Raw genomic sequence first — 11640 nt, 5'->3', positions numbered from 1 at the left:
GGGGCGGGGCCTTCGAAGGCGGGGGTGACGCGGGCGTCAGGCCTTGGTGACGTCCTCGATCTCGTCGTCGTCCTCGCGACCGGGGGTCTTGAGGTCGAACTTGATGATCGCGAAGCGGAAGAGGAAGTAGTAGATCGCGGCGAAGACCAGGCCGAGCGGGATGATCATCCACGGGTCGGTGGCCTTGTTCCAGGCCAGCGCGTAGTCGATCAGGCCGCCGGAGAAGGTGAAGCCGTCATGCACGCCGAGTGCCCAGGTGACGGCCATCGAGATGGCGGTGAGCACCGCGTGGATGACGTACAGGACCGGGGCGATGAAGACGAAGGCGAACTCGATCGGCTCGGTGACACCGGTGACGAAGGAGGTCAGGGCCAGCGAGACCATCATTCCGGTGATGGCCTTGCGGCGGTGCGGCTTGGCGGCGTGGGCGATGGCCAGCGCGGCGGCGGGCAGCGCGAACATCATGATCGGGTAGAAGCCCGACATGAACTGTCCGGCGGTCGGGTCACCGGCGAAGAAGCGGGTCAGGTCGCCGTGCACGACGGTGCCGTCGGGCTTGGTGAAGTCACCGGTCTGGAACCAGGCATAGGAGTTCACGAACTGGTGCATGCCGACCGGCAGCAGACCACGGTTGACCAGGCCGAACGCGCCCGCGCCGAGCGCGCCGGCGCCGATCAGGGTGTCGTTCAGGCTCTTGATGGCGTCACCGATCGGGCCCCAGGCCAGACCGAAGAAGACGCCGACGGCGGTGCCGACGAAGGCCATGATGATCGGGACGAGGCGGCGGCCGTTGAAGAAGCCGAGCCAGTCGACCAGCTTGGTGCGGTGGTACTTCTGCCACAGCACCGCGGCCAACAGGCCGATCACGATGCCGCCGAGCACACCCGGGTTCTGGTAGGTGGCCGGTTCGTCCTTGCCGGGGAGGATCTTGTACTCGGTGATCGGGAACGCGGTGAGCACGTTCTTGTACACCAGGTAGCCGACCAGCGCGGCGAGGGCGGTGGAGCCGTCCGCCTTCTTCGCGTAGCCGATCGCGATACCCACCGCGAAGAGCATCGGCAGAGCGTCGAAGACCGAGGTGCCGGCGGTGTTGAACACCGCGGCGACCTTGTCCCAGCCGAGGCCGTCCTTGCCGAACACGTCGTCCTGGCCGAGGCGCATCAGCAGACCGGCGGCGGGGAGCACCGCGATGGGCAGCTGGAGGCTGCGGCCGATCTTCTGGAGACCCTGGAGGAGGTTCTGACCGAACTTCTTGGCGGGGCTGGGTGAGGCCGGAGCCGTGGCGGGCGCCGGTGCCTGCGCAGACTGACTCATGGGGGTGGGTTCCTAACGGCATGGCGGTCGGTCGGGGGGAGGCACAGGGGCCGAACCGCGAACTGGTCTACACCACACGTGGTGTAGACCAGTTTTGTAGCACGGGGGGAGAAGTCGAGGAACCCCGGAAAGCGGTACTTCGGGGAAGTGCTATGAAATCGAAACCTACTTACCCGGCGATGATCATGATTACCCGTCGGTATTCGATTTTGGCTAATCGCGCAACAAAATCGATTTTGGCTAATCGCGCAACAAAAGCGCGACCTGCCCCGCCCGGTCCTGCCTGGGACGTCCGTCCTTTCCGGGAAAGGCCGACGGCCCCCGGACCGTCGGGTCCGAGGGCCTTTGGCGGGGTGGCGCGGGCGCGCCCTGTTTCAGGCCTTGGTGACGTCCTCGACCTCCTCCTCGTCCTCCCGGCCGGGTGTTTTCAGGTCGAATTTGACGATGATGAACCGGAAGAGCGCGTAGTACACGACGGCGAAGCAGAGGCCGATCGGGATGATCAGCCACGGTTTGGTGGCCAGTCCCCAGTTGATGACGTAGTCGATCAGGCCGGCCGAGAAGCTGAACCCGTCGTGCACCCCGAGCCCCCAGGTCACCGCCATCGAGACGCCGGTCAGCACCGCGTGCACGGCGTACAGGGCGGGGACGATGTACGCGAAGGAGTACTCGATCGGCTCGGTGACACCGGTGACGAAGGAGGTCAGGGCCAGCGACACCATCATGCCGGTGATGGCCTTGCGCCGGTGCGGCTTCGCCGAGTGCGCGATCGCGAGGGCGGCGGCCGGCAGCGCGAACATCATGATCGGGAAGAAGCCGGACTGGAACTGGCCGGCGGTCGGGTCGCCCGCCAGGAAGCGCGGGATGTCGCCACGCACGATCGCGCCGTCCGGCTTGACGAACTCCCCGAACTGGAACCAGACGAAGGTGTTCAGCAGCTGGTGCATGCCGATCAGCAGCAGCGCGCGGTTGAACAGGCCGAAGATGCCGGCGCCGCCCGCCCCCAGGTCGGAGAGGTTCTGCGAGAAGTCGTTGAGGCCGCGGCCGACCGGCGGCCAGACCCAGAGCGCCACCACGGCGGTGACCAGGCCCGCCAGGGCGGTGATCATCGGGACCAGGCGGCGGCCGTTGAAGAAGCCGAGCCAGTCGACCAGCTTGGTGCGGTGGAACCGGACCCACAGCCAGGCCGACATCAGGCCGATCAGGATGCCGCCCAGCACGCCCGGGTTCTGGTAGGTCGCGGCCGCGACCTTCGCCGACGAGTAGCTCACGCACTGGCCGGACCAGGCGTCCGGGACCAGGGTGGTTCCCGCCGGGCAGCTCTCGGGGAAGGCGTGCAGGACCTTGTAGTAGACCAGGAAGCCGACCACGGCGGCCAGCGCCGTCGAGCCGTCCGCCTTCTTCGCCATGCCGATCGCGACGCCGACGCAGAACAGCAGCGGCAGACCGAAGGAGGAGTCGAGCAGGGCGCCGCCCGCGGCGGCGAAGACCTTCGCGACGTCGTCCCAGCCCAGCCCGTCCTTGCCGAACACGTCGGGCTGGCCGAGCCGGTTGAGGATGCCCGCGGCGGGGAGCACCGCCACGGGCAGCTGAAGGGAGCGGCCCATCTTCTGGAGGCCGCCGTAGAAGGTGTGCCACCGTTTGGCCTGCGGGGCCGTGGCGCCTGCCGAACTCATCCTTCGCCCTCCGGGAGCAGTTGCCGACCGGTGGCCCCCTGCGGGACCCTCGGGCGGGGCTCGGGAACACCCGGGGCCTGTCCCGCGTTCCTCGGGGTACACATATATTGGTGTAGACCACTTGGGAGCGCAGGCCGCATCCGGGGCGCTGGCCCCACTGATCGTCATCCTCGGACGGCGATCGGGAGCCTGCCCGCCGGAATGGGCCAAAAGTGGACTAACGTGGCAGACCGGACGGCCCCGGGTGATGCTGGTCGCGCTGCTCGGCAGCACGACCGCAGCTGAACCCGTGTCAGCCGCCGGCACGGACCTCACCGCCCGACGGTCGAGGGCCGCACCCCCCAGCACCAGCGCAGGACGGCACCCGGCAGAGCCGCCGAAGGGCCGAGACAGAGGGAGAAACCAGATGGCCAGCAAGGCTGAGAAGATCGTCGCCGGTCTGGGCGGCATCGACAACATCGAAGAGGTCGAGGGCTGCATCACCCGCCTTCGCACCGAGGTCAAGGACGCCTCCCTGGTCAACGAGGCCGCCCTCAAGGCCGCCGGTGCCCACGGCGTCGTGAAGATGGGCACCGCGATCCAGGTCGTCATCGGCACCGACGCCGACCCGATCGCCGCCGACATCGAGGACATGATGTGAGCTGAGCCACCCAGGCCAGCCCCGCCCGGCCCGCCGACCCGCTCAGGGGGACGGCGGGCCGCGGCGTGTCCGGCGGCCCCGCGGTCGCCCCGCCCGGGGTCGCCCGCCCACGGTTCCCCCACGCCCCCGGCGGTTCCGGAAGCGGCCCCCCGGAGCGACTACGCTCAGTGCCTATGTCACGCATCGACGGCCGCACCCCCGAACAGCTCCGCCCGATCACCATCGAACGGGGCTGGAGCAAGCACGCCGAAGGCTCCGTCCTCGTCTCCTACGGCGACACCAAGGTGCTGTGCACCGCCAGCGTCACCGAAGGCGTGCCCCGCTGGCGCAAGGGCAGCGGTGAGGGCTGGGTCACCGCCGAGTACTCCATGCTCCCGCGCGCCACCAACACCCGAGGCGACCGCGAGTCCGTCAAGGGCCGCATCGGCGGCCGCACCCACGAGATCAGCCGGCTCATCGGCCGCTCGCTGCGCGCCGTGGTCGACCACCGCGCGCTCGCCGAGAACACCATCGTCCTCGACTGCGACGTCCTCCAGGCCGACGGCGGCACCCGCACCGCCGCCATCACCGGCGCCTACGTGGCCCTGGTCGACGCCGTCTCCTGGGCCCGCGACAAGAAGCTGCTGCGCGCCAAGGGCCAGCCCATCACCGGCGGCGTCAGCGCCGTCAGCGTCGGCATCATCGACGGCGTCCCGATGCTCGACCTCCAGTACGAGGAGGACGTGCGCGCCGAGACCGACATGAACATCGTCTGCACCGCCGACGGCCGCTTCGTCGAGGTCCAGGGCACCGCCGAGGGCGCCCCCTTCGACCGCGACCTGCTCAACCGGCTTCTCGACCTCGGCAGCCTCGGCTGCGCCGAGCTGGACGAGATCCAGCGCAAGGCCCTGGAGGGCTGAACCGGGCGCGAGCCCCGCGACCGCCCACCGGACCGGACGAGCCGTCAGGCCCCCGCGCGGACAGCCGTCCGGGCCGTGGCTGAACGGCCGTTCGGCCCCGATGTGAACGGACCGCCGAAACGGACGGCGTGCTGTACAGGCCGGGCCCGCAGACCGTACGGTTCCCGCAGCACCCCCGCTGCGGGAACCGCGCACCCCTCGGCGCGCGTCCCATCCCACGGAACCCGCGCCCCCCAGGAGGACCGGATGCCGTCCAGCATCGCCCGCCCCGCCGCCCTCGCCGTGGCCGGACTCATCGCGATCCTCCCGCTCAGCATGGTGAGCTGCTCCGCCGCGCAGAAGGCGATCGACTGCGGGAACACCGCGGTGAAGATCACCGGGGACATCGCCGACGTCACCCAGGCCTACGACAACGCGAGCAACGACTCGGCGGCCGCCGGGAAGGCCCTGCAGAAGCTCAAGAACGACCTCGACCAGGTCGGGAAGAACTCCAAGAACACCGACGTCGCCAAGGCCGTGACCGACCTCCAGAAGCAGGTCGACAACGTCCAGCGGGCCGCCGAGAAGAACGAGGTCCCCGATCTCAAGCCGCTCGGCAACGCGGCCGGCAACCTCACCTCGATCTGCACCGGCTGACCGCGCCCGGACCCTCGGTAGGGTGGGCGATATGTCCACCCGCCTGATCCTCGCCACCCGCAACCAGCACAAGGTCACCGAGCTCCGCGCCATCCTGGCGGACGCCGGCCTGGACGTCGAACTCGTCGGCGCCGACGCCTATCCGGAGATCCCGGACGTGCCCGAGACCGGCGTCACCTTCGCCGAGAACGCCCTCCTCAAGGCCCACGCCCTGGCCCGCGCCACCGGCCTGCCCGCCGTCGCCGACGACTCCGGCCTCTGCGTGGACGTGCTGAACGGCGCGCCCGGCATCTTCTCCGCCCGCTGGTCCGGCAGGCACGGCGACGACGGCGCCAACCTCGACCTGCTGCTCGCCCAGCTCTCCGACATCGCCGAACCGCACCGCGGCGCCCACTTCTTCTGCGCCGCCGCCCTCGCCCTCCCCGACGGCACCGAGCGCGTCGTCGAGGGCCGCCTCCTCGGCACCCTGCGCACCGCCCCGGCCGGCGCCGGCGGCTTCGGCTACGACCCGATCCTCCAGCCCCTCGGCGAGACCCGCACCTGCGCGGAGCTGACGGCGGAGGAGAAGAACGCCATCAGCCACCGCGGCAAGGCCTTCCGCGCCCTCGCCCCGGTCGTGAAGGACCTCATCGCCTGACGGCCCACAGGAATGAGAATGGCCCGATCCCCTTCGAATCGAAGGGGATCGGGCCATTTCACTCGGTACGCCCGGTGGGACTCGAACCCACGACACTGCGGACCTAAACCGCATCTCTCTAGCCAGCTGGAGTACGGGCGCACGCCAGCACAAGCGTACCGGTTGGCGCCTTCTGGTGGCGCCGGGTTTGCGGCTAGGCGGCAGCGCCTTCAGCGCGCGCAGCCCGGTTCATGTTCCGGCCGCAGTAGGTCGGAGTGATGGAGTGGCAGTTCGGGCAGAGCAGGCGGAGGTTCTCCCGCCTGTTGTCGAGCCAGTCACCGTTGACGTGGTCGACCTCCAGGGTCATCGGATGTCCGAGCCAGGTCGGGGGAGTGCCGCACAGTTCGCAGATGTCGGGATGCCCGATGTGCACGAGCATGGTCCGAAGCCGATCGCCCGGAACGCGCTGGCTTCCCGGCGGGCGCCGCACGAGCAACTCCTCGGCCGTCCGTCGGGGTCCGGTCTTCAGCCCCTTGTTGTGGGCCCGCCCGGTGAAGTGGCCGGTGTTGAGCCCATGGAGGTCGATGGCCTCTCTCACCAGCGTCCGCGAGTTGCCGCAGTCGGTCATTCCGAGGGCGAGGATCACGCCGCGGATGCTCCGGTGCGCGGCGACGGCCTGCGCCAGCGCGTCCTTCGGAATGGCTTCGACCCTGCTGCGGCCGTCGCCCCGGAACGTGAAGTGCGAGGTGTCGATGCCGAAGTCCGCCAGGCGCTTCTTCAGGTACCCGTAGAGGCTGTCGTACGGCGTGACACCGAGGTAGGCCATCATCTCGTTGAGGTTGTGGCTGTGTGCTGCGGCCTCGGCGAGAACCTCCCGCGGGTAACGCCGTTGCCCGTAGTGGGGCCTGTTGTGGTTGAAGTGCGAGGTGTCGATGCCGTAGTGCCTGAGTCGCTTGCTCAGGTAGCTGTGTGTGCCGCCCGCCATCGGCACGCCGAGCTTGCGCATCATCTCGTTGACGCTGTTGGACTCTGCCGCGAGCGCGGCCAGCAGTTCGCGGGTGTACTTGACCGGCATGGTCGGTCCCCCTGTGGGCTGGTGGTAGCCCCTTCCACGCCCTGGCAACGAGCGGTCCGGCATCTGGTCACGGGTGGGGTGGGTTTCGGCCAGGACGTGACTGATTGTCGGGGGCTCCCGACCTGTGATGTTTGGCTGTTGATTACCAATTGGTCCAGACCTATTGACCTATGTGGTTCAGACCACATAGCTTCTCCGCCAATTGCAATCCCCCACGTGCGTGCTCCCCCACAGGCACGCGCCGACACTCTCTCCTGGAGGACCGAGTGTTGATCCGAAACACGGCGGAGCGGCGTCCCACCGCCTCTTCGCGCCGGAAGAGCCCGGCGGCGCGGGCCGGTGTGGCCTCGCTCGCGGCGGCTACGCTGGCCGGGCTGCTGATGGCGACGCTCGGTGCGGCGCCCTCCCAGGCGTCGGCGGCCGTCGACAACGCGTCCTGTCGCCCCGACGGCCTGTACCAGACCCCCGGGGTGGACGTCCCGTACTGCTCCGTCTACGACACCAGCGGGCGCGAGAAGATGGGCGCCGACCACCAGCGCCGCATCATCGGCTACTTCACCGGCTGGCGCACCGGCAAGAACGGTGACACCCCGTACCTGGTGAGCGACATCCCCTGGGACAAGGTCACCCACCTCAACTACGCCTTCGGCCACGTCGGCGGCGACAACAAGCTCTCGGTCGGCACCGACGGCCCGAACAACGCGGCCACCGGGATGTCCTTCCCCGGCGTCCCCGGTGCCGAGCTGGACCCGACCCTGCCGTACAAGGGCCACTTCAACCTGCTGACGAAGTACAAGAAGCAGTACCCGAACGTCAAGACCATGATCTCGGTGGGTGGTTGGACCGAGACCGGCGGCTACTTCGGGGACGACGGCAAGCGCGTCAACTCCGGCGGCTTCTACTCGATGACCGTCAACCCGGACGGCAGCGTCAACCAGGCCGGCATCGACACCTTCGCGGCCTCCTCGGTCGACTTCATCCGCAAGTACGGCTTCAACGGCGTCGACGTCGACTACGAGTACCCGACCTCGATGAAGGACGCCGGCAACCCGCTGGACTGGCAGCTCGCCAACTCCAAGCGCGGCTCGCTGGCCAAGGGCTACGCGGCGCTGATGAAGACCCTGCGCGAGAGCCTGGACAAGGCCGGCGCCACCGACGGCAAGCACTACCTGCTGTCGGTCGCCGCCCCGTCCTCCGGCTACCTGCTGCGCGGCATGGAGACCTTCCAGGTGGCCAAGTACCTGGACTACGTCGACATCATGTCGTACGACCTGCACGGCTCCTGGAACAAGTACGTCGGCCCGAACGCCGCGCTGTTCGACGACGGCAAGGATGGCGAGCTCGCCTCCGCCAACGTCTACGGCACCGCGCAGTACGGCGGCATCGGCTACCTGAACGCCGACTGGTCGTACCACTACTTCCGCGGCGCGATGCCGGCCGGCCGGATCAACGTCGGCCTGCCGTACTACACCCGCGGCTTCAAGAACGTCCAGGGCGGCACCAACGGCCTCTGGGGCACCGCCCCGGCGACCACCTGCCCGGTCGGCTCCGGTCTGACCTCCTGCGGTGACGGCGCGGTCGGCATCGACAACATCTGGAACGACAAGGACGACGCGGGCAAGGAGTCCCCGGCCGGGTCGAACCCGATGTGGCACGCCAAGAACCTGGAGAAGGGCATCGTGCCCGACTACCTGGCCAAGTACGGCGTGACCGACACCGCGCTCCAGGGCACCTACACCCGCAACTACAGCTCCACCCTGGTGGCGCCGTGGCTGTGGAACGACACCAAGAAGGTGTTCCTCTCCACCGAGGACGAGCAGTCGGTGGGCGCCAAGGCGGACTACCTCGTCAACCAGGGCGCCGGCGGCGCGATGATCTGGGAGCTCGCGGGCGACTACAAGTGGGACGCCACCGCCAACGGCGGCAAGGGCGAGTACGTCCCCGGCTCGACGCTGACCTCGCTGATGTACGACAAGTTCAAGTCGGCGACCCCGTACGGCGCGACCCGCTCGACGGTCGCGCTGCCGCAGCAGACCCTGCCGATCGACGTGTCGTTCAACAACTTCGCGCTGGGTGACTCGAACTACCCGATCAACCCGAAGCTGCACATCGTCAACAACTCGACGCTGACCCTGCCGGGTGGCACCGAGTTCCAGTTCGACTACAGCAACTCGGCTCCGGGCAACGCCAAGGACCAGTCCGGCTTCGGCCTCCAGGTCATCAAGCAGGACAACCCGGGCCCGGGCAACGTCGGCGGCCTGAAGGGCACCTACAACCGGGTGTCGGTCAAGCTTCCGGGCTGGCAGTCGCTGGCGCCGGGCGCCTCGATCGACATGGACTTCGTCTACTACCTGCCGGTGTCCACCCCGTCGAACTGGACGGTCAACGTGGGCGGCACGCTGTACGGGATCAAGGGCGACCTGACCCGCGGCGCGGTGGACGGCGGTACGCCGACCCCGACCCCGACCCCGACCCCCACGGGCTCGGCCACGCCGACCCCGACTCCGACGGGCTCGGTCACTCCGACCCCGACCCCGACCCCGACCCCGACCCCGACCCCCACCTCGACCTCGGGCGCTTGCACGGCCGCCCCGAGCTGGAGCGCCGACACCGCCTACGCGACCCCCACCAAGGTCTCGTGGAAGGGGCACTACTACCAGAACAAGTGGTGGACCAAGGGCGACGACCCCGCGGCCAGCGGCTCGTGGGGCGCCTGGACCGACCTCGGGGCCTGCTGATCGGCGAGGCCCGCTGAGGTGACGGACGGCGGTGGCGGTGCACCCGGTCGGGGGGTGCGCCGCCACCGCTTCGTCGTCTCCGGGTCCAGCCGGGAACGCGTCAGCCGGGAGACCCGTCAGCAGGGGATCAGGGGATCAGGCGCCGACCTTGAGGTCGCGCAGCAGCTTGGCGACGTGGCCGGTGGCCCGCACGTTGTAGAAGGCGTGCTCGACCTTGCCCTGCTCGTCCACCACGATGGTGGATCGGATCACGCCGAGGTAGGTGCGGCCGTAGTTCTGCTTCTCGCCGAAGGCGCCGTAGGCCTCCAGCACCTTCTTCTCCGGGTCGGACAGCAGGGTGACCTTGAGGTTCTCGGCCTCGCGGAACTTGCCGAGCTTCTCCGGCTGGTCGGGGGAGATGCCGATGACGTCGTAGCCGGCGCCCGCGAGGACCTCCAGGTTGTCGGTGAAGTCGCAGGCCTGCTTGGTGCAGCCGGGGGTGAGGGCGGCGGGGTAGAAGTAGACGATGACCTTGCGGCCCGCGTGGTCGGCGAGGGACACCTGGTTGCCGTCGGCGTCGGACAGGCTGAAGGCGGGCGCGGTGTCACCGGGCTGGAGACGCTCACTCACGGTCGTACTCTCCTGGGTGCTGGGACGGGCGGTCGTACCACGGCAAACTTACCTCCGATGGTGGGTGGGGCCGCGCGGCCGTGTTCGGCAGCTGACACACTGGGTCAGTCGCACCGATCGCACGGATCGGACGGAACAACATCGCAAGTGAATGGGGTGGCCCGAGTGGGCGAGGCGAGCACGCAGGACAAGTCGGCGCGGACGACCGCCCAGATCGAGGCGGACATCGAGCGGACGCGTGACCGGCTGGCGTCCACCCTGGACGAGCTGGCCGTCCGCGTCCACCCGAGCACGATCTCCGCCCAGGTCAAGGCCAAGGCGTCGGCCGCCATCGAGGAGAAGACCGCCCAGGCCTACGTGGCCGCCAGCGGCGTGGTGGAGAGGGTCCGGGCGCAGTTCGTGGACGAGAAGGGCCAGCCGCGCCGGGAGCGGGTCGTCCCGGCCGCGCTGGTCGGCGTGGGCCTGGTGCTGCTGGTCGCCTCGGCCCGCAAGCGCCGCAAGGGCTGAAGCACCGCGGGGCGGCGGGGCCGGGCGCGATGGGCGCCCGGCCTTCCGCGTGCCGGGCCGGTGTTCCTGCCGGATGCCGGGCTGGCGTCACGCCCCGCGCCCGGGGGAGGTACCTTCGGGACCGTGAGTACGAACGACGAATCGACCCGCTCCGACCAGACGCACGAGCCCGTCCGCCACGACCGGCTCGGTGAGAAGCTGCCGATCCGGATGCTGCACGACCGCGTGCTGGTGCGCATCGAGGGCAGCGAGGGCGAGCGCCGCTCGACCGGGGGCATCCTGATCCCGGCGACCGCGGAGCTCTCCAAGCGCTGTACCTGGGCGGAGGCCGTCGCGGTGGGCCAGAGCGTGCGCTCGGTGGAGCCGGGCGACCGGGTGCTGTACGACCCGGAGGACAAGCTGGAGGTCGAGGTCCGCGGCGCCACGTACGTGCTGCTGCGCGAGCGCGATCTGCACGCCGTCGCCGCGACCCGCTTCGGCGACACGGAGGGTTCGACCGGGCTCTACCTGTGACGGCGGACCACCTGTGACGGCGGACCACCTGTGACGACGGGCTGCCCATGACGGCGGAACCCGCGGCCCCGCAGCGGCTGCGCTACTTCTTCGAGGCGGGTGTGGTCGGTACGGCGCTGTGGCCGGAGGACGTCGACAGCCCGTACGGCTACCCGGCCGAGCCCTCGCGGCTGCCGATCGGCGCCGGGTCGGCGGCCGAGCTGGACGAGCTGTCCACCTGGTTCCAGTCCTCGGTGGACTGGGAGTACCCGCCGGGTCCGTCGCCCTGGTCGCGGGAGGAGAAGGAACGTTTCAACGCCCGGGCCCGCGCCGCGCTGGACGCGCTGCGCGCGGAACTCGGCCCGCGCTGGACGGTCGTGGACGAGTTCCGGCCGGTCGACTGAGCCGCCTTCCACGCCCCGGTGCCCCCGACCCTTG

General features: G+C 69.6%; 12 protein-coding genes and 1 tRNA gene. 8 read left to right on the top strand and 5 right to left on the bottom strand.

Annotation, left to right across the window (positions count from 1 at the left end):
• Positions 1-36: 36 nt before the first annotated feature.
• Positions 37-1314: a PTS transporter subunit EIIC gene (locus ACFRMQ_RS29440; RefSeq protein ID WP_380733702.1), complete on the bottom strand. Its 1278-nt coding sequence runs from the start codon at positions 1312-1314 to the stop codon at positions 37-39.
• Positions 1315-1688: 374 nt separating this feature from the next.
• Positions 1689-2990, bottom strand: a complete 1302-nt coding sequence (locus ACFRMQ_RS29435; RefSeq protein ID WP_380733701.1) for a PTS transporter subunit EIIC — start codon at positions 2988-2990, stop codon at positions 1689-1691.
• Between the two features lie 406 nt (positions 2991-3396).
• On the opposite strand from ACFRMQ_RS29435, the gene ACFRMQ_RS29430 reads away from it, so the two are divergent.
• From ACFRMQ_RS29430 to rdgB, 4 genes are all read left to right on the top strand, one after another.
• Positions 3397-3630 (top strand): glucose PTS transporter subunit EIIB, encoded by a 234-nt coding sequence (locus ACFRMQ_RS29430; RefSeq protein ID WP_063349220.1) that lies wholly within the window; start codon positions 3397-3399, stop codon positions 3628-3630.
• A gap of 173 nt (positions 3631-3803) precedes the next feature.
• Positions 3804-4529 carry a ribonuclease PH gene (gene rph, locus ACFRMQ_RS29425; RefSeq protein ID WP_380733700.1) on the top strand — a complete coding sequence of 242 codons (726 nt, stop codon included), beginning with the start codon at positions 3804-3806 and terminating at the stop codon, positions 4527-4529.
• A 246-nt stretch (positions 4530-4775) separates the two neighbouring features.
• Positions 4776-5165: a hypothetical protein gene (locus tag ACFRMQ_RS29420; RefSeq protein WP_380733699.1), complete on the top strand. Its 390-nt coding sequence runs from the start codon at positions 4776-4778 to the stop codon at positions 5163-5165.
• A gap of 31 nt (positions 5166-5196) precedes the next feature.
• Positions 5197-5802 (top strand): RdgB/HAM1 family non-canonical purine NTP pyrophosphatase, encoded by a 606-nt coding sequence (gene rdgB, locus ACFRMQ_RS29415; protein ID WP_380733698.1) that lies wholly within the window; start codon positions 5197-5199, stop codon positions 5800-5802.
• A gap of 66 nt (positions 5803-5868) precedes the next feature.
• Here the strand turns inward: rdgB and ACFRMQ_RS29410 are convergent.
• Both ACFRMQ_RS29410 and ACFRMQ_RS29405 read right to left on the bottom strand, forming a co-directional pair.
• Positions 5869-5943, bottom strand: a tRNA-Leu gene (locus ACFRMQ_RS29410).
• Positions 5944-5995: 52 nt separating this feature from the next.
• A complete protein-coding gene (locus tag ACFRMQ_RS29405; RefSeq protein ID WP_380733697.1) occupies positions 5996-6856 on the bottom strand; it encodes an HNH endonuclease in 861 nt (286 codons plus the stop codon).
• Positions 6857-7122: 266 nt separating this feature from the next.
• Here ACFRMQ_RS29405 and ACFRMQ_RS29400 point away from each other — a divergent pair, with 266 nt between their 5' ends.
• Positions 7123-9594, top strand: coding sequence for a chitinase C-terminal domain-containing protein (locus ACFRMQ_RS29400; RefSeq protein WP_380733696.1), 2472 nt, complete (start codon positions 7123-7125; stop codon positions 9592-9594).
• Positions 9595-9729: 135 nt separating this feature from the next.
• Here the strand turns inward: ACFRMQ_RS29400 and bcp are convergent, their stop codons facing one another.
• The gene (gene bcp, locus ACFRMQ_RS29395; RefSeq protein ID WP_380733695.1) at positions 9730-10203 is read right to left on the bottom strand and encodes a thioredoxin-dependent thiol peroxidase; all 474 of its coding nucleotides are present in this window, start codon (positions 10201-10203) and stop codon (positions 9730-9732) included.
• Positions 10204-10368: 165 nt separating this feature from the next.
• On the opposite strand from bcp, the gene ACFRMQ_RS29390 reads away from it, so the two are divergent.
• From ACFRMQ_RS29390 to ACFRMQ_RS29380, 3 genes are all read left to right on the top strand, one after another.
• Positions 10369-10710: a DUF3618 domain-containing protein gene (locus tag ACFRMQ_RS29390; RefSeq protein WP_380733694.1), complete on the top strand. Its 342-nt coding sequence runs from the start codon at positions 10369-10371 to the stop codon at positions 10708-10710.
• Positions 10711-10920: 210 nt separating this feature from the next.
• Positions 10921-11223, top strand: coding sequence for a co-chaperone GroES (locus ACFRMQ_RS29385; RefSeq protein WP_079136310.1), 303 nt, complete (start codon positions 10921-10923; stop codon positions 11221-11223).
• Between the two features lie 47 nt (positions 11224-11270).
• Positions 11271-11606, top strand: a complete 336-nt coding sequence (locus tag ACFRMQ_RS29380) for a hypothetical protein (RefSeq protein ID WP_380733693.1) — start codon at positions 11271-11273, stop codon at positions 11604-11606.
• Positions 11607-11640: the final 34 nt, after the last annotated feature.

Source organism: Kitasatospora sp. NPDC056783 (genome assembly GCF_042789895.1).
In the GTDB taxonomy this organism is placed as follows: Bacteria; Actinomycetota; Actinomycetes; order Streptomycetales; family Streptomycetaceae; genus Kitasatospora.
Note: the sequence above shows the minus strand (reverse complement) of the source record. Positions and strands in the feature narration are given on the sequence as shown.